General features: G+C 54.9%; 22 protein-coding genes. 3 read left to right on the forward strand and 19 right to left on the reverse strand.

The window, feature by feature from the left end:
- Nucleotides 1-277 precede the first annotated feature (277 nt).
- The 4 genes from gntU to ACA373_RS18715 form a co-directional block, all read right to left on the reverse strand.
- The gene (gene gntU, locus ACA373_RS18700) at nucleotides 278-1,618 is read right to left on the reverse strand and encodes a gluconate transporter (RefSeq protein WP_125289912.1); all 1,341 of its coding nucleotides are present in this window, start codon (nucleotides 1,616-1,618) and stop codon (nucleotides 278-280) included.
- A gap of 6 nt (nucleotides 1,619-1,624) precedes the next feature.
- Nucleotides 1,625-2,158 carry a gluconokinase gene (gene gntK / locus ACA373_RS18705; RefSeq protein WP_253457545.1) on the reverse strand — a complete coding sequence of 178 codons (534 nt, stop codon included), beginning with the start codon at nucleotides 2,156-2,158 and terminating at the stop codon, nucleotides 1,625-1,627.
- A gap of 238 nt (nucleotides 2,159-2,396) precedes the next feature.
- A complete protein-coding gene (gntR, locus tag ACA373_RS18710) occupies nucleotides 2,397-3,392 on the reverse strand; it encodes a gluconate operon transcriptional repressor GntR (RefSeq protein ID WP_253457542.1) in 996 nt (331 codons plus the stop codon).
- Between the two features lie 94 nt (nucleotides 3,393-3,486).
- Nucleotides 3,487-4,182 (reverse strand): pirin family protein, encoded by a 696-nt coding sequence (locus ACA373_RS18715; RefSeq protein WP_253457539.1) that lies wholly within the window; start codon nucleotides 4,180-4,182, stop codon nucleotides 3,487-3,489.
- Between the two features lie 387 nt (nucleotides 4,183-4,569).
- On the opposite strand from ACA373_RS18715, the gene ACA373_RS18720 reads away from it, so the two are divergent.
- A complete protein-coding gene (locus ACA373_RS18720; RefSeq protein ID WP_301251861.1) occupies nucleotides 4,570-5,067 on the forward strand; it encodes a GNAT family N-acetyltransferase in 498 nt (165 codons plus the stop codon).
- Nucleotides 5,068-5,100: 33 nt separating this feature from the next.
- Here ACA373_RS18720 and ggt read toward each other — a convergent pair whose 3' ends face one another.
- Nucleotides 5,101-6,843, reverse strand: a complete 1,743-nt coding sequence (ggt, locus tag ACA373_RS18725; protein ID WP_253457532.1) for a gamma-glutamyltransferase — start codon at nucleotides 6,841-6,843, stop codon at nucleotides 5,101-5,103.
- Between the two features lie 155 nt (nucleotides 6,844-6,998).
- Here ggt and ACA373_RS18730 point away from each other — a divergent pair, with 155 nt between their 5' ends.
- Nucleotides 6,999-7,289 carry a DUF2756 domain-containing protein gene (locus tag ACA373_RS18730; RefSeq protein ID WP_253457530.1) on the forward strand — a complete coding sequence of 97 codons (291 nt, stop codon included), beginning with the start codon at nucleotides 6,999-7,001 and terminating at the stop codon, nucleotides 7,287-7,289.
- A 244-nt stretch (nucleotides 7,290-7,533) separates the two neighbouring features.
- Here ACA373_RS18730 and ugpQ read toward each other — a convergent pair whose 3' ends face one another.
- The 13 genes from ugpQ to ACA373_RS18795 form a co-directional block, all read right to left on the reverse strand.
- Nucleotides 7,534-8,277, reverse strand: a complete 744-nt coding sequence (gene ugpQ, locus ACA373_RS18735) for a glycerophosphodiester phosphodiesterase (RefSeq protein ID WP_253457528.1) — start codon at nucleotides 8,275-8,277, stop codon at nucleotides 7,534-7,536.
- Entirely contained in the window at nucleotides 8,274-9,341 is a 1,068-nt protein-coding gene (locus ACA373_RS18740; RefSeq protein WP_253457525.1) for a sn-glycerol-3-phosphate import ATP-binding protein UgpC, read from the reverse strand. Before ACA373_RS18740 ends, ugpQ begins: the two co-directional genes overlap by 4 nt.
- Nucleotide 9,342: 1 nt before the next feature.
- Nucleotides 9,343-10,191 (reverse strand): sn-glycerol-3-phosphate ABC transporter permease UgpE, encoded by an 849-nt coding sequence (ugpE, locus tag ACA373_RS18745; protein ID WP_253457522.1) that lies wholly within the window; start codon nucleotides 10,189-10,191, stop codon nucleotides 9,343-9,345.
- The gene (gene ugpA, locus ACA373_RS18750) at nucleotides 10,188-11,075 is read right to left on the reverse strand and encodes a sn-glycerol-3-phosphate ABC transporter permease UgpA (RefSeq protein ID WP_301730919.1); all 888 of its coding nucleotides are present in this window, start codon (nucleotides 11,073-11,075) and stop codon (nucleotides 10,188-10,190) included. The genes ugpE and ugpA overlap by 4 nt, the downstream gene beginning before the upstream one ends.
- A gap of 78 nt (nucleotides 11,076-11,153) precedes the next feature.
- Complete coding sequence (gene ugpB, locus ACA373_RS18755) at nucleotides 11,154-12,470, reverse strand: sn-glycerol-3-phosphate ABC transporter substrate-binding protein UgpB (protein WP_370734949.1); 1,317 nt, start codon at nucleotides 12,468-12,470, stop codon at nucleotides 11,154-11,156.
- A 322-nt stretch (nucleotides 12,471-12,792) separates the two neighbouring features.
- Nucleotides 12,793-13,209, reverse strand: a complete 417-nt coding sequence (locus ACA373_RS18760; RefSeq protein ID WP_370734950.1) for a hypothetical protein — start codon at nucleotides 13,207-13,209, stop codon at nucleotides 12,793-12,795.
- Nucleotides 13,206-13,811 (reverse strand): pesticin C-terminus-like muramidase, encoded by a 606-nt coding sequence (locus ACA373_RS18765; protein WP_370734951.1) that lies wholly within the window; start codon nucleotides 13,809-13,811, stop codon nucleotides 13,206-13,208. Before ACA373_RS18765 ends, ACA373_RS18760 begins: the two co-directional genes overlap by 4 nt.
- 281 nt (nucleotides 13,812-14,092) lie before the next feature.
- On the reverse strand, nucleotides 14,093-14,596 hold the full coding sequence (locus tag ACA373_RS18770; protein WP_370734952.1) for a lysozyme inhibitor LprI family protein: 504 nt from the start codon (nucleotides 14,594-14,596) through the stop codon (nucleotides 14,093-14,095).
- Nucleotides 14,597-14,800: 204 nt separating this feature from the next.
- On the reverse strand, nucleotides 14,801-15,508 hold the full coding sequence (gene livF, locus ACA373_RS18775) for a high-affinity branched-chain amino acid ABC transporter ATP-binding protein LivF (RefSeq protein ID WP_253457502.1): 708 nt from the start codon (nucleotides 15,506-15,508) through the stop codon (nucleotides 14,801-14,803).
- Nucleotide 15,509: 1 nt separating this feature from the next.
- Complete coding sequence (gene livG, locus ACA373_RS18780; RefSeq protein WP_253457500.1) at nucleotides 15,510-16,274, reverse strand: high-affinity branched-chain amino acid ABC transporter ATP-binding protein LivG; 765 nt, start codon at nucleotides 16,272-16,274, stop codon at nucleotides 15,510-15,512.
- Nucleotides 16,271-17,539 carry a high-affinity branched-chain amino acid ABC transporter permease LivM gene (locus ACA373_RS18785; RefSeq protein WP_253457497.1) on the reverse strand — a complete coding sequence of 423 codons (1,269 nt, stop codon included), beginning with the start codon at nucleotides 17,537-17,539 and terminating at the stop codon, nucleotides 16,271-16,273. Before ACA373_RS18785 ends, livG begins: the two co-directional genes overlap by 4 nt.
- Nucleotides 17,536-18,462 (reverse strand): high-affinity branched-chain amino acid ABC transporter permease LivH, encoded by a 927-nt coding sequence (livH, locus tag ACA373_RS18790; protein WP_125289933.1) that lies wholly within the window; start codon nucleotides 18,460-18,462, stop codon nucleotides 17,536-17,538. The genes ACA373_RS18785 and livH overlap by 4 nt, the downstream gene beginning before the upstream one ends.
- Before the next feature lie 189 nt (nucleotides 18,463-18,651).
- Nucleotides 18,652-19,764, reverse strand: coding sequence for a branched-chain amino acid ABC transporter substrate-binding protein (locus ACA373_RS18795; protein ID WP_253457494.1), 1,113 nt, complete (start codon nucleotides 19,762-19,764; stop codon nucleotides 18,652-18,654).
- A gap of 384 nt (nucleotides 19,765-20,148) precedes the next feature.
- Here ACA373_RS18795 and panM point away from each other — a divergent pair, with 384 nt between their 5' ends.
- Nucleotides 20,149-20,535, forward strand: a complete 387-nt coding sequence (panM, locus tag ACA373_RS18800) for an aspartate 1-decarboxylase autocleavage activator PanM (protein ID WP_253457491.1) — start codon at nucleotides 20,149-20,151, stop codon at nucleotides 20,533-20,535.
- A gap of 374 nt (nucleotides 20,536-20,909) precedes the next feature.
- On the opposite strand, the gene rpoH is transcribed toward panM, so the two are convergent.
- Complete coding sequence (gene rpoH / locus ACA373_RS18805) at nucleotides 20,910-21,764, reverse strand: RNA polymerase sigma factor RpoH (protein WP_125289936.1); 855 nt, start codon at nucleotides 21,762-21,764, stop codon at nucleotides 20,910-20,912.
- Nucleotides 21,765-21,870 lie beyond the last annotated feature (106 nt).

Below are 21,870 nucleotides of genomic sequence, written 5' to 3' on the forward strand. Positions count from 1 at the left end.
CGGATGCGATGTTACGCCGCTCGGTTCAGAAGTAATTCAGAAGCCGTTGCCTGCATAACAATCAATCGCGACTGTCAAAGAGTGGCTGCTGACGGCAAGATTTTACTGTTTGGGATCGGTCTGGTCGTGGCGTCCGCAGAGCCAACGAAGCCGGCTATTCTCGTGGGATGGTTGCCTTATTAGTTATTGCGCCCTACCTGCTGTTCCCCTTTCTGATTTTTCCTCCTTCAGCAAAAGAAAAAGGCGAGCGGCGCTAAGCCGCCCGCCGATCAATACATTAAGAAAGCAGCGCAAAGGCGATCATACCCACGATAGCGCCGGTAGTGCCGAGGATGGTTTCCATCATCGTCCAGGTCTTCAGCGTCTGCCCTTCGGTTGCGCCGGTAAAACGGCCGAACAGCCAGAAGCCCGCGTCGTTAACGTGGCTGAAAATGATCGAACCGCCCGCGATACAGATGGATAATGCCGCCATCTGCGCGCCGGAATAATGCAGCGGTTCAATTACCGGCATAATCAGTCCTACCGCCGTCAGACAGGCGACCGTTGCGGAGCCCTGAATGATGCGCACCGCGCCCGCCAGGATAAAGCAGGCCAGCGCCACCGGTAGGCCCGCGCCGGTCAGTGCATGCCCCAACGCCGGGCCAACGCCCGAATCCACCAGCACCTGCTTAAAGACGCCGCCCGCGCCAATCACCAGCAGAATGATACCCGCCGGCTGCAACGCGCTGCCGCAAATCTGCATCACCCGCTCTTTATCCATGCCCTGACGATACGCCAGGCCATAGATCGCCAGCAAACAGGCGAGCAGAATGGCGATAAACGGATGGCCAATAAACTCCAGCCACTCATAGAGCGAAGTGCCTTCAGTCGCAAAGCGCGCGCCGATGGTTTTCAGCCCAACCAGCACCAGCGGAAACAGGATCAGTGACAGGCTGAAGCCGAACGAGGGCAGCTTGCTCTCATCAAACTCAGGATGGTTGTCCTCTGTCGGCAGAGTAAATTCCACGTGTCGGCTGATAAAGTTGCCGAACAGCGGGCCGGCGATCAGCATGCTGGGGATCGCCGCGCAGACGCCGAGCAGGATCATCCAGCCGAAATCGACGTGCATCTGCGAAGCCAGCAGCATCGGCGCCGGGCCGGGCAGCAAAAACGCCGCCGCCGCCGCCACGCCAGCAAACAGCGGGATAACCAGCTTGACCAGGTTGTCGCCGGTGCGGCGCGCCACGGCGAAGGCGATGCTGATCAGCAGCACCACCGCCACCTCAAAGAACAGCGGCAGCGCGCAGATCAGCCCGGCGATGCCCATCGCGTAATGCGCGCGGCTTTCACCAAACGTTTTCAGCATCTTGATCGCTATTTGATCGACCGCGCCGGTTTCGTGCAGAATTTTACCGAACATCGCACCCAGCGCGACGACCACGGCCAGGAAGCCCAGCGTGCCGCCCATGCCTTTTTGCATGGTGGCGGCAATGTCATCCAGCGGCATTCCGGAGAAGATCCCGGCGCCGACAGAGACCAGCATCAGCGCCAGAAAGGCGTGCATCCGCGCTTTCATCACGAGGAACAGCAGCAGCAGGACAGAGCCTGCCGCGGTTAATACCAGTGTTGCAGTTGCCATGACACCCTACTTATTTATCGCACCTTCGATGGTGGCGATAGTGGTAGCCACAACTTCATCCAGCGTCTGGTTGATATCCACGACCAGCACGTCGCGCTCGTCGCTGCCCGGCTCCTCCAGCGTTTCAAACTGCGTGACCAGCATCTGCGGCTTGAAGAAGTGCCCTTTACGCGCGCGCAGACGGCCCTCAATGGTATCGAAATCGCCCTTCATATAGATGAACGACAGGTTGTCATTGCCCTCGCGCAGAATGTCGCGGTAGCTCTTTTTCAGCGAGGAACAAACGATCAGCGAAACCTGATTGGTACGCTGCATAGCAAACGCGGCGTCGTTAATCGCCTTCAGCCAGGGACGGCGGTCGTCGTCGTTCAGGGGATGACCGTCCGCCATCTTTTGAATATTGCTGCGAGGATGCAGGAAATCGCCATCCAGGAAGGCCGCTTTCAGATGATAAGCGACGGCATTGGCAACGGCCGATTTGCCGCTGCCGGATACGCCCATCAGCACAAATACATGATTGGACGGAAAAGAGTTGTTCATTGTTTTACTCCGGCGAAGATGTCAGGGACCTGCCCATTATTGTTAGCGTTATGTTGTTATCGGTAACATTGTCTGGACGCCCGTGAAGTATGGCAACAGCCAGAGCGGAAAAAGCTGGTAAATGTGAGATGGTTCAAAAAAATGACAGATTAGGAGTGGCTGCGGCACAAAGGGACAAAGAACCGGGCAGATCGGCTCTATGGGATCAAACAGAGCCGACGGGATCGGCTCTATGGAATCAAATACTGCCGCCTTCAGAAATCGTAAAGCCGACGTCGATCTGCTGCGATCCGGTTTGCTCGCCGCGAATGCGCGCCAGCAGGAGCGAGGCGGAAACCTGCCCCATTTTTTCACGCGGCGTCAGCACGGTGGCCAGCTCTGGCGTGACCACCTGGGTGATGTCGTGGCCGTGGAAGCCCGCGATAGCAATATCCTGCGGCACGCGCAGCCCCTGCCGCTGGCATTCAAACATGGCGCCTATCGCTAAATCATCGTTGGTGCAAAACAGACTGTCTGTATCAGGATAGCGCTGCTGCGCCGCCAGCATCAGCGTGCCGCCCATCGAAAAAGAAGAGGCTTCTTCCATCATGATGCTGCGCGGCTCCAGGTTCGCTTCGCGCATCGCCTGTTCATAACCCTGATGCTTCAGCAAAGTACGTTCGTCCAGCCTCGCCCCCAGATAAACCGTGCGGCGATGTCCCTTGCGCAGGATAGCGTGAGTCATCTGCCGCGCCGCCTCGACGTTATCAAACCCTACCGCCAGATCCAGGCAAGGCGAAACGCAGTCCATCATCTCCAGCACCGGGATCCCTGCGGTTTCGATCATCCGCAGGCTGGCTGGCGTGTGGGTGCGTTCGGTCAGGATCAGCCCGTCGATATTCCAGCCCAGCAGCGAGCGCATCTGTAGCTCTTCTTTTTCCGCGCTGTAGCCAAAATGGCCCAGCATGGTCTGATAACCTGCCGCATCGGTTACGGCTTCGATGCCGCGCAGCACGTCGGCGAAAACCTGGTTGGTAAGAGAAGGCAGCAGCACGCCGATCGCCCGGCTGGTGGCGTTAGATAAAATATCGGGCGCGCGGTTAGGGATATAGCCCAGCTCATCGAGCGCGGCGGCAATACGGCTTTGCAAGGCAACGGAAACCTGATCGGGATTGCGCAGATAGCGGCTGACGGTCATCTTGGTGATGCCCACACGATCGGCAACGTCCTGTAGCACCGGTCTTTTCTTCTTCATTATTTTCAGGGAGTCAGAGGGTGGATCGCTTGAGTGTAACAAAATTGGCGGGAAAACGGTGAAGGGCGCGGCAGGCCGCGCCCAAAGTGTGATCTTAAACCGGCGGCAGATCGAACAGCAGGATTTCGGCGTCGCTGGCGGCTTCCAGGCTCAGCGAAGCTTCATCCCAGATTGCGAAAGCGTCGCTGGTGCCCGCTTTTTCGCCGTTGACCGTGACATCGCCTTTCACCACCTGGATCCAGATACGACGGTTCGGCTCAACCTGTACGGTATCCTGCTCGCCCTGCTTCAGCACCCAGCGGGAAAGCGTCATATCCTGATAAACTTTCAGCGAGCCTTCACGCGCATCCGGCGACAGCACCAGCTGGCGGCCCTGAACATCCGCGAAACGACGCTGATCGTAACGTGGCGTGATGCCCGTTCTTTCCGGAATAATCCAGATCTGATACAGGTGCAGCGGCACGTCTTTGCTGGCGTTGTACTCAGAGTGACGCACGCCGGTGCCGGCGCTCATAATCTGGAACTCGCCCGCCGGGATCTGCTCCTTATTGCCCATGCTGTCTTCATGCTCAACGGTACCGGAAAGCACATACGTCAGGATTTCCATATCTTTATGGGGATGAGTGCCGAAGCCCTGGCCCCCATCAATAACATCTTCGTTAATCACTCGCAGCGCCGAGAAGCCCATAAAGTTGGCGTCGTAGTAGTTAGCAAAAGAAAACGTGTGCCAGCTGTCCAGCCAGCCGTGGTTAGCGTGACCGCGTTCTTGTGCTTTGCGTAAGTAAATCATGTTCAATCCTCCTCAACGTTTTCACATAGTCTGGACCTGTGCTGACCGGGAAGATAGCGGAGAAAATTGTCTCCTCTGTTCAAATTATTCGATGAAATTAACAGGCGTCTTTCAGACCGTTTGCGCAAGCAGATAAGAAGGGAGAAAACGGAGGTTGCCGCCGGGCAGGCAAAAAAAAAGCCAGCACCCGAGCTGGCTAAATAATATTGGAAGCAATGTGAGCAATGTCGTGCCTTCCCGACCGGTCCGTGAAGCCCAAATCGAAAACGCATGACAATAATAATCATTATCATTCGCACTTGTAAAGCCTCTGCGGCATTTTTTTCGCTTGCTTTTGCGCCAGAATCCCCTGAATTTAAGCAGGAAATAACCAAAAGGAGCGAGAGAATGAGTGAGATAGTGATAAGACACGCCGTCGTTGAAGACGCTGCCGCGCTGCATCGTATTGTCAGCCAGCCGGAAACCTACACCGACACGCTACAGCTTCCTCATCCCTCGCTTCAGCTTGTTCAGGAACGTCTACAGAAACTTCAGCCCGGCATGCAGCGGCTGGTCGCCTGCGTTGATGAACAGGTGGTCGGCGACTTATATCTGGAGGTTAATGGCCGCGCGCGTCGGCGGCATACCGCGACTTTTGGACTCTGCGTCGATTATCACTACCGTGGTCGCGGCGTGGCCTCCGCATTGATGCAGGAGATGGTCAGCCTGTGCGATAGCTGGCTGAGCGTCGAGCGCATTGAGCTAACGGTATTTGCCGACAACGACACGGCGGTAAGATTGTATCAGCGGTTTGGTTTTGAAACGGAAGGCGTGGCGCGGCGCTATGCCGTACGCAACGGCAAACAGGTGGATGCGCTCTATATGGCGCGTTTGCGCGCCGCTTAAAACACAGGGGCGATAAAATATCGCCCCCTCTCGTTAATAACCTGCCGTCAGATCGTCAACAGAGCGAGGATCGGAAGCGCCATACAGGGTGCCGTCCGGGCCGATCATAATGCTCTGCGTGCTGCCCATCGCAGGCAGTACCTTAACGTGCTGCCCTTTTGCCTCCAGCAGCTTCAGCGTATCCGGGCTGAAGCCTTTCTCCACGCGCAGCTGATCCGGCAACCACTGATGGTGAAAGCGCGGCGCGTTGGTCGCTTCCGCCACGTTCATACCGAAATCGATGCTGTTAACGACCATTTGCAGCACGGTTGTAATAATACGGCTGCCGCCCGGACTGCCCGTTACCAGCCAGGTTTTGCCGTCTTTGGCGACGATGGTCGGCGACATGGAAGAGAGCGGCCTTTTGTAAGGCTGCACCGCATTTGCCTCACCGCCGACCAGACCATAGATATTCGGCGTGCCCGGCTTGGCGGAAAAATCGTCCATTTCGTTGTTGAGCAAAATGCCGCTCTTGCCCGCCACGATCCCGCTGCCAAAATAGGTGTTCAGCGTATAGGTCACCGCGACCGCATTGCCCTGCTTGTCCACCACGGAAAAATGCGTGGTCTGGTTGCTCTCATAAGGCGCCAGCTTGCCGGGTTTAATCTCTGTCGAAGGCAGCGCTTTGTTCACGTCAATCTGCTGCGCCAGCGATTTTGCATAGGCTTTGCTGGTCAGCGCCTGCCACGGCACTTTCACAAAATCAGGATCGCCCAGATACTCAGAACGATCGGCATAGGCATGTTTTTCCGCTTCCGCCATCACCTGCATGGCGTCGGCGCTGCCAAAGCCCATTTTCGCCAGATCGAAGTTTTCCAGGATATTGAGGATTTCCACAATATGGATCCCGCCGGAAGAAGGCGGTGGCATAGAAAAGACTTCATAACCGCGATAGGTGCCGCTGATGGGCTTACGCTCGACCGCTTTATAATTGGCCAGATCCGCTTTGCCGATCAGGCCGCCGTTCGCCGCCATTTCCGCGGCGATTTCCGAGGCGATCTCCCCTTTATAGAAAGCGTCCGGGCCTTGCGTCGCAATCAGCCGCAGGCTACGGGCAAGATTATGCTGCACCAGCTTTTCGCCGCGCGCGTAGGGCTGGCCGTCTGCTTTATAAAAAACGGCTTTACTGTTGGGGTGCGTAATCAGCACTTCTTTGCCGTACACTTTCAAATCATCAGCCAGCGCTTCGTTAACCACGATGCCTTTTTCCGCCAGCCTGATGGCCGGTGCGATCAGCTGCGCCAGCGGCAACGTGCCGTACTCTTTATTCGCCAGCGCGAAACCGGCCACGGTGCCCGGCACGCCGGAAGCCAGATGGGAGGTCAGCGACTTTTTACCGTCGGCGTTGCCCTGGGCGTCTAAAAACATATCGCGACTGGCTTTAATCGGTGCCATTTCACGAAAATCGATGGCGGTAGCATGGCCGGAAGCGGTGCGGATTAGCATAAAACCGCCGCCGCCAAGGTTACCGGCCTGCGGATGCGTGACGGCCAGCGCATAGCCGACGGCGATGGCGGCATCTACCGCATTGCCGCCGCGTTTCAGCACGTCCACGCCTGCCTGGGTGGCGAGCGCATCTACCGAGGCGACCATGCCGTGCTGCTCTTTTACCGGATGGAAAGTATCGGCGTCCACGCCGTACGAGATTGGCGGCGCGGTGGGCGCTGCCGTCGCGCCCTGCCAGAAAATCAGTCCTGCTATCAGCGATGCTGCCAGCGTCACTCTGCCCTGCCCCATATTCACCTCTTATTAGAATTATTTACGTTTGTTTACCGTCTCTAACTATGCACAAAACAAGCGAAAAGGCGAGAAAACCTACAAATTCAGACTGGCCCTCAGGCCAGAACAGCGCGGCTGACATACACTGGATAGACAGCTTAGGGAGGTATTTAATGAAATGGTTACTCGTGTGTGCCGCGCTGCTGCCGTTAAGCGGCATGGCCAATATGCTAAATAATAATCAGCCTAACCAGCCGGGCTATAACCCCAGCTCGCAGCGGATGCAGCAGCAGATGCAGACGCAGCAGGTTCAGCAACAGCGGAAACTGCAGCAGGATCAGCAGCAGCAAAGCCAGCAGCTACAGCGAAAGGTGCAGGATCAGCGTAACAGCGCTTCCCAGCGCGTGTTGCAGACGCAGCCCGGCAGCACTACTCAGCCGTCGGTGCAGCAGAATACAAATTAAGGTCAGGCCAACAGCCGGATTGCCCCAGTTGGACGATCCGGCGATATCAATCACCGCCCGGTAGCATTACTCAGCCGTTGGTGCAGCAGAATAGGGATTAAGATGGGACTGTAGCCGAATCGCGTCGGTTCGACGATTCGGTGCTATCAATCGCAGCCCGGCAGCACCACTCAGCCAGAATACACATTAAGGTCAGGCCAGCAGCCGACGCGCGTTCAGTAAGGCGCTAGCTGTATCAGCGTCTTCAAGTGAAATCTGCGCCTATCAGGTCAATGCGGTCGGTACAGATGGCGTCAACGCCCCAGTCCAGCAGCTCTTTTGCCCTTTCGGGTTGATTAACCGTATAAACCAGAATCCGCAGCTCCGCCGCTTTGAGTGCCGCCACTCTCTCCCGATCCAGCACCTTATGATTGAAATGTACCGAGACGCAATCCAGCCGCTGCGTCAGCTGCTGCCAGTCGTCATGCCATTCGTGCAGCAGCAACCCGCGCGGCAGCTCCGGCGCGGCCTGCATGGCGGCTTCCAGCGCTTCAAAAGAGAACGAGGAGAGCAGCGGCGCGGTCTGCCGATGCCACAGCTCGCGCGCGGCCAGCGCCACCACGCGTCCGGTTTCCGCTTCCAGACCTGTTGTGGGCTTGATTTCAATATTTGCCATCATGCCGTAAGAGGCGCAGCGCTGCGCCACCTGAGACAGCAGCGGCAGACGCTCGCCGGTGAAATCTTTGCCAAACCAGCCGCCCGCATCCAGCTGGATCAGCTTTTCCCATGGCAGCTGTCCGGCGATGCCCCAGCCGTTGCTGGTTCTGTCGAGCGTGTCGTCATGCAGCAAAAAAATTTCGCCGTCCAGCGAGAGCTTGACGTCGAACTCAATCATCTTGTGCCCCAGCCGCGCGCCGGTATCAATACCGGCGAGGGTGTTTTCCGGGGCCAGCTTGCCGCCGCCGCGATGCGCGACGATGGTCGGGTAAGGCCAGGCTTTAGCAGTCATTCGAGCCGTTGTCCGTTGTCAGTATCAAAGAAGTGTAGCGAATCAGCCGGCAGCTGTAGCCACAGCAGGCTGCCGATGGCCGGGCGCTCGATGTGCGGCAGCCGCACCACCATATTGTGGCCGCCCCAGCGCCCGTGCGCCAGGTTGTCCGCGCCCAGCATTTCCAGCGTATCCACCGTCAGCGCCAGCCCGCTTTGCCGATCGGCCAGTTTAATATGCTCTGGGCGGATCCCCAACGTCAATCGGCGTCCGGCCCACTGCGGCCTGGCCTGAGGCAGCGTCACGGCGCTGTCGCCCAGCAGCAGCCGCGTGCCGGTCGGATCGATCTCGCCTTCCAGCAGGTTCATCGCAGGCGCGCCAATAAAGCTGGCAACGAAGCGCGTGGCCGGACGCTCATAAATCTCTACCGGCGTGCCCAGCTGCTCCAGCACGCCTTTGTTCATCACCATCACCCGCTGCGCCAGCGTCATCGCCTCCACCTGATCGTGCGTCACGTACAGGCTGGTAGTCTGCAGGCGACGATGCAGCTGCTGTAGCTCCAGCCGCATCTGCACCCGCAGCCGCGCGTCCAGATTCGATAACGGCTCATCAAACAGGAAAACCGCCGGTTCGCGAACGATAGCGCGACCCATCGCCACCCGCTGCCGCTGACCGCCGGAAAGCTCGCGCGGACGACGGTGCAGCAGCGCTTCCAGCTCCAGGCTTTTCGCCGTTTCCAGCACGCGCTGGCGGATATGCGCTTTGCCCATGCCGCGAATTTTCAGCCCCCATGCCATGTTTTCTTCCACGCTCATATGGGGATAAAGCGCATAGTTCTGGAAAACCATCGCGATGCCGCGATCTTTCGGCTCCCGCTCGGTGACGCGTTCGCTGTCGATATAGATATCGCCGCTGCTGACCCTTTCCAGCCCGGCGACCATGCGCAACAGCGTCGATTTACCGCAGCCGGAAGGGCCAACCATCACCATAAACTCACCGTCGCGAATATCGACGTCAAGCGGCTGAATAATCTGGTTTTTACCGTCGTACGTTTTGGTAACGGCCTGAAATTTTACCCCTGCCATGCTATTTCTCGCTCTCTACCAGCCCGCGAACGAAAGCGCGCTGCATCACTAAAACAATCACTACCGGCGGGATCATGGTCAGCAGCATTGCGGCCATCACCAGATTCCACTGCGTGGGCGTGCCGTCGCCGGTGCCGATCATGCTGCGAATGCCCGCCACGGCGGTGCCCAAATCAACATCATTAATAATCAGCAGCGGCCAGAGATACTGGTTCCAGCCATAGATAAAGGTGATAACAAACAGCGCGGCCAGATTGGTTTTCGACAGCGGCAGCACAATGTCCCAAAAGAAGCGCATTGGCCCGGCGCCGTCGATGCGCGCCGCTTCGACCAGCTCGTCAGGCAGCGTCATAAAAAACTGGCGAAACAGGAAGGTGGCGGTGGCGGAGGCCATCAGCGGCAGCGTCAGCCCGCTATAGCTATCCAGCATCTTCAGGTCTGCAATCACTTCTACCGTCGGGAAAATGCGCACCTCGACCGGCAGCATCAGCGTGATAAAAATCATCCAGAAAAACAGGCCGCGCAGCGGAAAGCGAAACCAGACCAGCGCAAAAGCGGAGAGGATAGAAACCGAAATCTTCCCTGTAGTTATCGCCAGCGCCATCAGCGTGCTGTTAAACAGCATCCTGCCGAAAGGCGCGCTGTTCTGTCCCACGCCGTGCTGCCAGATAAAGCTCACGTTGTGCCACAGCGAACGGCCGGGGATCAGCGACATCGGTACCCGGAACACCTCGCTGTCGTTCAGCGTAGCGGCCACAAAAGCGACATAGAGCGGAAACAGCACGGTAAGCGCGCCCAGACCCAGCATGATCTGACTGAAAAGGGCCAGCCCGCGTCGGTTTTCAATCATTGGTAGCGCACCTTTTTCTCAACAAAACGGAACTGGATCACCGTCAGCCCGATGACCAACACCATCAGCACCACCGACTGTGCGGAAGAAGAAGAGAGATCCAGACCGGCAAAGCCTTCGCGATAGATTTTGTAGATAAGCGTGGTGGTGGACTGCACCGGCCCGCCGCCCGTGGCGGCATCGATCACTGGGAAAGTGTCAAAGAAGGCGTATACCAGATTGACCACCACCAGAAAGAAGCCCACCGGCGTAATCAGCGGCAGCGAGAGGTAAAAAAAACGGCGTACCGGGCCTGCGCCGTCGATAGCCGCCGCTTCGATCAGCGATTTGGGAATGGACTGAAGCGCCGCAAAAAAGAACAGGAAGTTATAGCTCATTTGCTGCCAGACGGAAGCCAGCACGACCAGCGTCATCGCCTGGCCGCTGTTTTGCGCATGGTTCCAGCTATAGCCCAGCTGCGCCAGAAAATGCGTAATCAGGCCCTGCCCCGGACTGAACAGGAACATCCACAGCACCGCCGCTACCGCAGGCGCTACTGCATAAGGCAGCAGAAACAGCGTCTGGTAAAAGCGCTTCAGGCGCAGGACATGATCGGTCAGCGCGGCAAAAAACAGCGAAACGATCAGGCCGATGACCGTAACCAGGCCGCTAAAAATCAGCGTGGTTTTAAAGGAATCGAGATAGTACTCATCGTCCAGCAGCCTGGTGAAATTTTCCATGCCGACAAACGTGCTGGAAAGACCAAAAGGATCGACGCGCTGCACCGAATACCATAAGGCTTCACCAGCGGGCCACAGGAAAAAAATCAGCGTAATCAACAGCTGCGGCAACATTAATAAATAAGGCAGCCAGCGTGAACGAAAAACAGGGCGTGAAGAGGACATATAAAGCTCGATAACGGTGCGGCGCGAGGGTTTTAGCGAGGCGCTGCCGTACGCTGTATAGCACGGCAGCGCTACAGATTATGGCTTAACGGTTTGCTCAAAGCGCCTGAGCAGGAGATTGCCACGCTTCACTGCGTTATCCAGCGCGGCCTGCGGCGTTTTTTTGCCGGTCCAGACGCCTTCCAGCTCCTCATCCACGATAGTGCGGATCTGCGGCATATTGCCCAGCCGCATCCCTTTAGTGAACGGCAGCGGCGGCTTGTTCAGCATCTGACGCGTAGCGATATCGGCGCCCGGATTTTTCTCGTAGAAGCCCTGCTGACGGGTCAGCTCGTAGGCCGCCGTGGTGATCGGCAGATAGCCTGTTTTCTGGTGCCATTCGGCGGCGATTTCCGGCTGTGTCAGGAACTGCATAAACGATGCCACGCCTTTATAGGTCGCTTCATCTTTCCCTTTCATTACCCACAGGCTGGCGCCACCGATAATGGCGTTTTGTGGGGCGTTCGGCACCGTCTCGTCGTACGGCATCATGCCGACACCATAGTTAAATTTGGCATAGTGACGGATATCGGCCAGCGAGCCGGAGGATGCCGTGGTGATACCGCAGTCGCCGTTATAGAACTTGGCGGTGGATTCGTCTTTACGGCCAAAATAGGTAAAGTCGCCTTTTTTATTCATCTCTGCGAGCTGCTGAATATGGCGTACCTGGGTCGACTTATTAAATTCCAGCTCTGCATCGGTGCCGTCAAAGCCATTGTTTTGTGTAGCGACCGGCAGGCCGTGCCAGGCGCTGAAGTTCTCGATCTGGATCCAGCCCTGCCAGCCGCTGGCATAGCCGCAGCTCATGCCTGCTTTACGCAGCGCTTCGGCATCTTTAGCCAGCGCCTGCCAGGTTTTCGGCGGCTGCTCCGGATCCAGACCCGCTTTTTTAAAAGCGTCCTTGTTGTAATAAAGCACCGGCGTAGAACTGTTGAAAGGCTGGGAGATCAGATGGCCGGTTTTGGCATCGCTGTAATAGCCCGCTACCGTCGGCACAAACTGTTTTTCATCGAAGGCAATACCCGCGTTTTTAAAAACCTCGTACACCGGCACAATTGCCCGTGAAGCCATCATCGTGGCGGTGCCGACTTCATAAACCTGAAGAATGGCAGGTGCGCGGTCAGAACGCACGGCGGCGATCCCCGCAGCCAGGCTTTGCTCGTAGTTACCTTTATAGGTAGGCACTATTTTGTAATCAGGGTGCGATTGGTTAAAGCGCTGCGCCAGCGAATTGACCTCTACGCCCAGCTCGCCCTCCATCGAGTGCCAGAAAGGGATCTCGGTGACAGCCAGCGCCTGTGCGCTAAAGGCCAGCCCCAGTGCAATACATATGGTATGTCGGAAGAACAATGGCATGTCGGTTTCCTGTACCCGGTGTTGTTACGCGCAAAGCCGCGCCCTGTAACGCTTCGGCAGGTAAAATGACATGCAAAAATGACGGAAAGATAACAATGGCATGACAGCCGGATGACGGGCTGGTGACGGAGAGAAGACGGAGGTAGCGACGATAACGGCGATAACGGCGATAACGGCGATAACGGCGATAACGGCGATAACGGCGATAACGGCGATAACGGCGATAACAGCGATAACAGCGATAACGGCGATAACAGGTTATCGTTACAAATACAGCTAAGCACAACATGAAATTCTTCTGCGCGGTTTGATTGAGGAAGTATCAAATATTCATCTCGCCTTCCTCGCTAAAAATTTTGTTAAAACCCTCACGACCATTTTTTTTGTAAATGGTTAAAACCCATTTACTCAGGTCTGACTGATTGTTTAATCTTGTCTCTGGGCGAGATATTTCATACTTATAGTTTCCTCGATAAAAATTATATCCTCTTAGATTACGCCCGAATCCTGTTGTAATAGTCTCCCCAAAGACGCTATACTTTTCCTTTTTTCCCTTATCAACTATTTCAGCTTTAACTTTTTTGCAATCAGTCAAAACTTGGCAGTCACTATCGTTGATATATATATTATAAGCACCTCCGATAAATCTCACATGTTCAAACTCAACCTGCGCGTTTACAGTGCAAAGAAAGGTATAAAACAGTGCCAACAGAATTATAAAAATCAAATTTATTTTCATTTTCTATTTTCCAATAAATATTTTATCCTTTGCCGATTTTCATCATCTTTTTTCAGTCGGGAGTGCGTTTTTATCAGCCTGACAACATCATTCTTGTCATTATTTGAAAAAAATCTGGCCATGCCAGTACGAAGCACGCCCTGGTACTTCATATCAATAAAAACATCTTTAATTCTTTGATCTAAATCCAACCATGAGATCGAGGCAGGCTTGCAGTACTTATTATAAAATATTTTTGCATCAATGATATATTCATCATAGACTGCTTCAAACAGCTTCAGTTGCTGCACTTCGGTTATCTCACCAATTTCATTTTTATGCTGTCTGACAAATTTTTCAGCCTGACAAAATTTAAGCCGGCTACCTGTAGAAATTTTTTCTGCTTTTTTCGCCTCTAACCCGGCCTTTATCAAATAACCATAGGATTCGGCTTTGGTTCTGCTGCCCATATCGAATCCGCGTCCAATCGTCACGCCCGACGCATCCCCCTGACAAGCTGAGGCATTGCCAGGCCAGTGAATAACTCTGGAATAATAACGACTTCCTCTGAAATTATTGCCTTCCGCGCGAAAAGTAAGTAGCCCCTCCTTTGGTTCCGACATAGCCTCTCCTTGTGCTTATTCGTCATTCAAATATGAACAAAAATCATACGCCTGCTTCGTGCATATCCGCAATAGAATTTTAATTATTTATAATAAGTAATGCAAAAGAAGCAGCTATAGAAAAGAGAGTGTTAAATGAAGATAATTAGCTAAAGGAAATTAAAAAATGCTGAAAACCTGAATTTTCTAACCCGAAGATTTATTGATAAAATTTAAAGAATTGATTATTGATAAGGCTTATAAGAAAGTTAATACGCAAAAAGCACCCCAAAAACATTAAATTAATCTAATTTAAAATACTTATAATACTTTGTTTTATTAACATAATGATGCGCCATGCAACTTTCATAGGTAAACAGGTAATCATCTGAGTATTGTTTTTTCAAAGAGGCTTCTGCCGAGCACTCTCTGATTATGTACTTTTCCCATAGCCTCTCGCTTTCTTCAATATTATTGATAAAATCGGTAAAATTATCTATACGCTCTCTTTCAGAGATGATCTTTCTGTAAAATCCATTATAGGTTTTTTTATATTCTTCCTTCTGTACCTGGAAATTATTTATACACACACTTTTAATTTCTGATTTTTTATTCGCATTGCAAAGCGAGTTTAAATTATATCCAGCAGCTACAGCACTGGCAAAACCCACGTTTGTCAGGCCGATAAATAGTAATGTAGGCAGTAATAATTTTATCATGCGCCCTCGCCCAGCAGATAACCTATTCTGTTTCTTCCTGCCAGCATAGCCTCTCCTTGTGCTTGTTTTCCATTCACTGCTGAACAAAAATCATACTCCTACTACGTAGCTATCTGCAATGTTTTAAGGCGGTATTTTCTAAGGTTACGCAGCGTTGGCTTGAAAAATAAATACAGAAAACTTCAGAAAGAGAATAAGCGGGAGAACATTTTAATAACGTGGAAAATAAGCAGACTATTAATTAAAAAGTACCGGAAATAATAAAGGGGCCGGTAAACCAGCCCCGTAATCTCAGCCGCCCAGATAGGCGCTGCGTACCGCTTCGTTAGCCAATAGCGCCTCGCCGCTGTCGCTCAGCACCACGTGGCCGTTCTCCAGCACGTAACCGCGATCGGCCAGTTTCAGCGCCTGATTGGCGTTTTGTTCCACCAGGAAGATGGTCATTCCCTCCTGACGTAGCTGCTCGATGGTGTCGAAGATCTGCTGAATAATGATCGGCGCCAGCCCCAGCGACGGCTCGTCCAGCAGCAGCAGGCGCGGCTGGCTCATCAGCGCGCGGCCAATCGCCAGCATCTGCTGTTCGCCGCCGGACATGGTGCCCGCACGCTGCACGCGGCGTTCATAAAGTCGCGGAAAAAGCTCGTAGACGCGCCTGATACGTGACTGATACTGCTGACGATCGGCAAAAAAACCACCCATCGCCAGGTTCTCATCTACCGTCATGCGGGAAAAGACCCGGCGGCCTTCCGGCACGATGGCTATCGCCTCGCGCATAATGCGCGCCGTTTGCCAGTCGGTAATATCCTTGCCGTCAAAAACCACCCGTCCCTGAGTCGCACGCGGTTCTCCGCAGAGCGTACCCAGAATGGTGGTTTTCCCCGCGCCGTTAGCCCCAATCAACGTAACGATTTCGCCCTGATTGATATGCAGACTGACGCTGTGCAATGCCTGGATTTTTCCATAGTGCGCGCTGACGTTTTCCAGAGAAAGCATAGCCATTTTATGCTTCTCCCAGATAAGCGCGGATCACGTCCGGGTTGTTGCGGATCTCTTCCGGCGTGCCGTTTGCCAGCGGCGTGCCCTGATTGACCACATAGATGCGATCGGAAATGCCCATGACCAGTTTCATATCGTGTTCAATCAACAGTACCGACACCTTGTGTTCGTTGCGCAGCTCGGCGATCAGCTCGTCCAGCTCCAGCGTCTCTTTGGGGTTCAGGCCCGCCGCCGGTTCATCCAGCATCAGGATTTGCGGGCGCGTAACCATACAGCGGGCGATTTCCAGGCGACGCTGCTGACCGTAGGCCAGATTGCCCGCCTGACGGTTAGCGAGCGTCAGTAATCCTACGCGATCCAGCCAGCTGGCCGCCCGGTCCAGCGCTTCGCTTTCCGCTTTACGGAAGCCCGGCGTTTTCAGCAGTCCGGCAAACACGCCGCTTTTCAGATGTTGATGCTGCGCTACCAGCAGGTTTTCAATCACCGTCATTTCACGGAACAGGCGAACGTGCTGGAAAGTGCGCACGATACCCATCCGCGCGATCTCCTGCCCCGCCAGGCCCGCCAGCTGGCGCTCGCCCAGCCTGATACTGCCGCCCGTCGGCCGGTAAAAACCGGTCAGGCAGTTAAATACCGTAGTCTTACCCGCGCCGTTGGGGCCAATCAGCGAGACGATCTCCTGCTCTCGCAGCTCCAGCTCGACGTTGTTGACCGCGAGCAGGCCGCCAAAGCGCATCATCAGGCCGTTTACGGCCAATAAAGGCTTCATGGCTGCTCTCCTTTTTTCACGCTTTTTAACTTCAGGTGCGGACGCTGCATCGGCAGCAGGCCTTGCGGTCGCCAGATCATCATCAGCACCATCAGGCCGCCCAGCACCAGCATGCTGTATTCATTCAGATCGCGCATCAGCTCGCGTGAAACCACCAGCAGCACGGCAGCGAGGATCACGGCGAACTGCGACCCCATGCCGCCTAACACCACGATAGCCAGCACAAAGGCTGATTCGGCGAAGGTGAAGGACTCCGGGCTGACAAAGCCCTGCCGCGCAGCGAACAGACTCCCCGCGAAACCAGCAAAAGCGGCGCTGATGGTAAAGGCGGTGAGCTTGATGCGCGTCGGACTGAGGCCCAGCGAACGACAGGCGATTTCATCCTCGCGCAGCGCTTCCCAGGCGCGACCCAGCGGCATTCTCAGCAGCCGGTTGATCACAAACAGCGTCAGCACAACCAGCAGCAGCGCCACCATATAGAGAAAGATAATGCGGTCGCTGGGATCGTATTTCAGGTTAAAGAAATGGTGGAAGGTGTCCCAGCCGCCGTCGCGCACGCTGCGGTTAAACTCCAGACCGAAAAACGACGGTTTCGGGATCTGGCTGATGCCGTTTGGCCCACCGGTGATCTCGGTGTTGTTCAGCAGCAGAATACGGACGATTTCGCCAAAGCCCAGCGTGACTATCGCCAGGTAATCACCGCGCAGGCGCAGTACCGGAAAACCCAGCAGCAGGCCGAACAGCGCGGCCACGATGCCCGCCAGCGGCAAACATTCCCAGAAGCCCAGACCGAAGTAGTGATTAAGCAGCGCAAAGGTGTAGGCGCCGATGGCGTAAAAGCCGCCGTAGCCCAGCACCAGCAGGCCGGAAAGCCCGACCACCACGTTCAGTCCCAGGCCCAGCATTACATAAATCAGGGTCAGCGTGGCGATATCGACCGTGCCGCGAGACACCATAAAAGGCCAGGCCGCAGCGGCGACGATCAGCAGCAGCAAAAAGAGTTTCTGCTTTGGCGTGGAGCCGTCAATGCCCGGCAGCACCAGCGAAGGCGCGGAAATTTTCTTTAGCCCGCGCTGAAAAACCGGCCGCAGCAGCTGAAAGAAAAAGACCACGGCGCAGCCGAGGGCGATCCAGTTCCAGCGCACGCTGCCGGCGTTGTTAACCACCAGATGCGTGCCGTCCAGGCTAAGGCGCATCCCCATAAAGAAGGCGGCCAGCACCACCAGCATCAGCGCGGAAACAGAGGCGTTAAGCAGGTTTTTCATACCTTTTCTACCTCCGGACGGCCCAGAATGCCGGTTGGCATTACCAGCAGCACAACGATCAGCAGCGCAAAAGAGACCACGTCTTTATATTCAGTGCTGAGGTAGGCGGAGGTCAGCGCTTCGGCAATGCCCAGGATCAGGCCGCCCAGCATCGCGCCGGGAATGCTGCCTATGCCGCCCAGCACGGCCGCGGTGAACGCTTTCATCCCGGCCATAAAGCCGATGTAAGGATTGATGACGCCGTAGAACTGGCCCAGCAGAACGCCCGCTACCGCCGCCATTGCCGCGCCGATCACAAAGGTCAGCGAGATCACGCGATCCGTGTTAATACCCAGCAGGCTGGCCATTTTCAGATCTTCGGCGCAGGCGCGGCAGGCGCGACCCATGCGCGAGTAGCGGATAAACAGCGTAAGGGCCAGCATCGCGACAAAGGTCACCACCCAAATCACTACCTGCATAGTGGAGATGGTGGCGGCAAAACCGTTACTGACGCCCAGCGTCCACTGCCCGCTGACCAGGCCCGGCAGGGCCAGATCGCGCGAGCCCTGAGTCAGGCTGACGTAGTTTTGCAGAAAAATAGACATACCGATGGCGGATATCAACGCGATCAGCCGCTTGGAGGAACGCACGGGCTTATAGGCCACGCGTTCGATGCTCCAGCCATAGGCGCTGGCGATAACGATAGCCACCAGAAAACCGGCGCCGATCAACAGCCAGCTGGCATCAATGCCCATCATCATCAGCGCGGCAATGACGATAAAAGAGACGTAGCTGCCGATCATATACACTTCGCCGTGAGCGAAGTTGATCATGCCGATGATGCCGTACACCATGGTGTAGCCGATGGCGATCAGCGCATAGGTGCTGCCCAACGTGACGCCGTTGAACATCTGCTGCAGGAAATAGAGAAACTGCTCGGACATAAAGAATACCTTACTGCTATCCGCCCAGGCGGAAAGAGAGATGCTTTAACAACACGGGCGGAAAGCAGTCCGTTATCGGGGCCGATCCGGCACCCCGATATTTCCACCCCTTCAAACCCTGGTAAGCAATGATGCGGGCAGCCCGTGAAGCATCGCGCTACGGACGTCAGCGTATGACGTCCGCTATTATTATTTTACCGCGGTAGAAGAGCCGTCGGCATGCCAGGTGAAGATGCCGAACTCAAAGCCTTTCAGATCGCCTTTGGCGTCCCAGCTTAAGTCACCCATTACCGTTGGCACCGGCGCGCCCTCTTTCAGGTTTTTAGCAATCTCTTCCGGCTCGGCGCTTTTGCTGCGCTCCATGCCGGTGGTTAAAGCCTGTAGCGCGGCATAGGTCGTCCAGACAAACGGGCCGGTTGGATCAAGCTTTTTCGCTTTCAGCGCATCGACAACGGGTTGGTTAGTCGGCACCTGATCGTAACGTTTCGGCAGCGTAACCAGCATGCCTTCGGAAGCCGCGCCGGCGATATTAGAGAGCGAAGCGTTGCCTACGCCTTCTGGCCCCATAAAACGGGTTTGCAGCCCGGCCGCGCGTGACTGGCGCAGGATCTGCCCCATTTCCGGGTAGTAGCCGCCAAAATAGACAAAATCGACGTTCTCTTTTTTCAGGCGCGCCACCAGCGTGGAGAAGTCTTTATCGCCTGCGGTCACGCCTTCAAACATCACCACGTTGCCACCCGATTTTTTCAGGCTCGCCTGCACGGAGCGCGCCAGCCCTTCGCCGTACTGCTGTTTATCGTGGATCACGGCGATACGCTGCGGTTTGATTTGTTCAAGAATATATTTCGCCGCGGTCGGGCCCTGATCGGAGTCCAGGCCCGTGGTGCGCATAATCATTTTATAGCCACGGGTCGTCAGGTCGGCGTTGGTGGCCGCCGGAGTAATCATCAGTACGCCTTCGTCTTCATAGATATCGGAAGCGGGCTGGGTGGAAGAAGAGCAAAGGTGGCCGATAACGTAGCGAATACCGTCGTTGATAACTTTGTTAGCGACCGCAACCGCCTGTTTGGGATCGCAGGCGTCGTCATACTGCACGCCGACCAGTTTATTGCCGTTGACGCCGCCTTTGGCATTGATATCGGCAATAGCCTGTTTCGCGCCGGTGAACTCCATATCGCCATATTGCGCAACCGGGCCAGACATAGCGCCAACGATGGCTACTTTAATGTCTTCTGCGGCGGCGGCATGACTGAGCGCCAACGCCATGCAGCCTGCTAAAAACGCGCTACCTTTCATTTTCATCCTGACTACCCCATCTTGTGTTTGCTGTTTTTTATACTGCTCCCGTCGATAAACGCCATAAGAAGAACAGGTTAACGCGGGATACAGCCATTTTTATTAATAAGACTATAAATTTCAGGTTATTAAACAGGAATTTTCTTCTGTAAATCAACTGACTTCATGTGATATTACCGCCAGCTTTAGCATAAATGACTGGTACAAATGCGGGCTGTTTGGGCATTCAGCCAGCGGGTTATTCTGCATTCATCGCATTAACTCAGCGTTTATCTTTAACTTTAAACGCCACCCTGACAGATTGCTTTGTTTTTATACAAAAAAAGTTACGCGCCTCTTCACGTCCGTTTTCGCTACAATCTGCCTCTCACGTCGGCACGGTAACTTTTTATGAAACTGACTATTCTCAGGCTGCAACGCTTAAGCGCTCAGGATCTTGTGGATCTGAGCAAAATCTGGCCGCAAGACGATCCGGCAGATCTGGAAAACAGGCTGGACGATCGTCATCGGCTCTATGCGGCAAAGTTCAACGATCGGCTACTGGCGGCGGTGAAAGTGACGCTGAATGAAGCGCAGGGCGAGCTGAAGGATTTTATGGTGCGGGAAGTCACCAGAAGGCGCGGCGTCGGCAGCTATCTGCTGGAAGAAGTGCTGGCGCAAAACGCGGCCGTAACACGCTGGAGGATGGCGAAGACGGGTGACGAAGGGCTTTCGACTTTTATGCGCAAGCAAGGATTTATCGCCGACGCAGACGGCTGGGTTTGGCAGCGGGCTTAGGCAGCAAGAGCCGCTTCAGGTATAAGGCCTCGGGCTGTAAAGTCCGGGTCAGGGGTCAGGATTCAGGCCCGGGATTAGGATTCTGGCCTGGGATTAGGATTCAGGCTTTGGGATTAAGATTCTGGCCTGGGATTAGGATTCAGGCTTTGGGATTAAGATTCTGGCCTGGGATTAGGATTCTGGCTTGGGATTAAGATTCTGGCCTGGGATTAGGATTCAGGCTTTGGGCTTTGGGTTTTGGGCTTTAGGCTTTGGGGTTCGAACCTGAGGTCTGGCACGTCGGGCCTGGGGTTTCAGCATAAGAAAGCTTAGCAGCGTGCGGAGCCTGAAAACAAAAAAGGCGACCCGAAGGCCGCCTTTTTTACCGCTGCGAATTACGCTTCAATCGCGACGCGCAGTTTTTTCATCGCGTTCTTTTCAAGCTGACGGACGCGCTCGGCGGAAACGCCGTATTTGTCGGCCAGTTCCTGCAGCGTGGTTTTGTTGTCATCGTCCAGCCAGCGGGCACGGATAATGTCCTGGCTGCGCTCGTCCAGGCCCTGCATGGCGTCGCTCAGCTTGTCTGCGGCGTGGTTATCCCAGTTGTCTTCTTCAATGCCGTCGGCAAAGTCAGAAGATTTGTCCTGCAGATAAAGCATTGGTGCCATTGAGCGACCTTCGCCTTCGTCTTCCGGCGTCGGATCAAAGGTCATATCCTGGGCCGCCATGCGCGACTCCATTTCGAGCACGTCTTTGCTGGTTACGCCCAGCTCGCGCGCCACCATTTCAACTTCATCCTGATTAAACCAGCCCAGACGCTGCTTGGCTTTACGCAGGTTGAAGAACAGCTTGCGCTGCGCTTTGGTGGTAGCGACCTTAACGATGCGCCAGTTACGCAAAACGTATTCGTGGATTTCGGCTTTAATCCAGTGCACGGCAAAGGAGACCAGGCGCACGCCCACTTCCGGATTAAAGCGGCGTACCGCTTTCATCAGGCCGATGTTACCTTCCTGGATCAGATCCGCCTGCGGCAGACCGTAGCCGGAATAGTTACGAGCGACATGAACAACAAAGCGCAGGTGGGACAGGATCAGCTTCTTGGCTGCTTCCAGATCGCCCTGGTAATGCAGCCGTTCAGCCAGCGCTTTTTCCTCTTCTGCCGTCAGCACAGGCCAGGCATTAGCCGCCCGGATATAGGAATCCAGGTTGCCTAAAGGAGCAATAGCTAAAGTTTGCATTTCTTTGGTCATTCAAACCCTCTCTGTATTAAGCAATATTGCCGCACTTTCCCTGAGCGGTTCACAAGACTACGTGAACGATAACGAGAAAGGAGAGCAATCTGTGCTACTTCGACTA

Source organism: Erwinia sp. STN24, assembly GCF_041320675.1.
Taxonomy (GTDB): Bacteria; Pseudomonadota; Gammaproteobacteria; order Enterobacterales; family Enterobacteriaceae; genus Erwinia; species Erwinia aeris.

Bases quoted from the DNA above. Each gene is read 5' to 3' on its own strand.
- gntU (WP_125289912.1), bottom strand. From the start codon at position 1,618: ATGGCAACTGCAACACTGGTATTAACCGCGGCAGGCTCTGTCCTGCTG.
- gntK (WP_253457545.1), bottom strand. From the start codon at position 2,158: ATGAACAACTCTTTTCCGTCCAATCATGTATTTGTGCTGATGGGCGTA.
- gntR (WP_253457542.1), bottom strand. From the start codon at position 3,392: ATGAAGAAGAAAAGACCGGTGCTACAGGACGTTGCCGATCGTGTGGGC.
- ACA373_RS18715 (WP_253457539.1), bottom strand. From the start codon at position 4,182: ATGATTTACTTACGCAAAGCACAAGAACGCGGTCACGCTAACCACGGC.
- ACA373_RS18720 (WP_301251861.1), top strand. From the start codon at position 4,570: ATGAGTGAGATAGTGATAAGACACGCCGTCGTTGAAGACGCTGCCGCG.
- ggt (WP_253457532.1), bottom strand. From the start codon at position 6,843: ATGGGGCAGGGCAGAGTGACGCTGGCAGCATCGCTGATAGCAGGACTG.
- ACA373_RS18730 (WP_253457530.1), top strand. From the start codon at position 6,999: ATGAAATGGTTACTCGTGTGTGCCGCGCTGCTGCCGTTAAGCGGCATG.
- ugpQ (WP_253457528.1), bottom strand. From the start codon at position 8,277: ATGACTGCTAAAGCCTGGCCTTACCCGACCATCGTCGCGCATCGCGGC.
- ACA373_RS18740 (WP_253457525.1), bottom strand. From the start codon at position 9,341: ATGGCAGGGGTAAAATTTCAGGCCGTTACCAAAACGTACGACGGTAAA.
- ugpE (WP_253457522.1), bottom strand. From the start codon at position 10,191: ATGATTGAAAACCGACGCGGGCTGGCCCTTTTCAGTCAGATCATGCTG.
- ugpA (WP_301730919.1), bottom strand. From the start codon at position 11,075: ATGTCCTCTTCACGCCCTGTTTTTCGTTCACGCTGGCTGCCTTATTTA.
- ugpB (WP_370734949.1), bottom strand. From the start codon at position 12,470: ATGCCATTGTTCTTCCGACATACCATATGTATTGCACTGGGGCTGGCC.
- ACA373_RS18760 (WP_370734950.1), bottom strand. From the start codon at position 13,209: ATGAAAATAAATTTGATTTTTATAATTCTGTTGGCACTGTTTTATACC.
- ACA373_RS18765 (WP_370734951.1), bottom strand. From the start codon at position 13,811: ATGTCGGAACCAAAGGAGGGGCTACTTACTTTTCGCGCGGAAGGCAAT.
- livF (WP_253457502.1), bottom strand. From the start codon at position 15,508: ATGGCTATGCTTTCTCTGGAAAACGTCAGCGCGCACTATGGAAAAATC.
- livG (WP_253457500.1), bottom strand. From the start codon at position 16,274: ATGAAGCCTTTATTGGCCGTAAACGGCCTGATGATGCGCTTTGGCGGC.
- ACA373_RS18785 (WP_253457497.1), bottom strand. From the start codon at position 17,539: ATGAAAAACCTGCTTAACGCCTCTGTTTCCGCGCTGATGCTGGTGGTG.
- livH (WP_125289933.1), bottom strand. From the start codon at position 18,462: ATGTCCGAGCAGTTTCTCTATTTCCTGCAGCAGATGTTCAACGGCGTC.
- ACA373_RS18795 (WP_253457494.1), bottom strand. From the start codon at position 19,764: ATGAAAATGAAAGGTAGCGCGTTTTTAGCAGGCTGCATGGCGTTGGCG.
- panM (WP_253457491.1), top strand. From the start codon at position 20,149: ATGAAACTGACTATTCTCAGGCTGCAACGCTTAAGCGCTCAGGATCTT.
- rpoH (WP_125289936.1), bottom strand. From the start codon at position 21,764: ATGACCAAAGAAATGCAAACTTTAGCTATTGCTCCTTTAGGCAACCTG.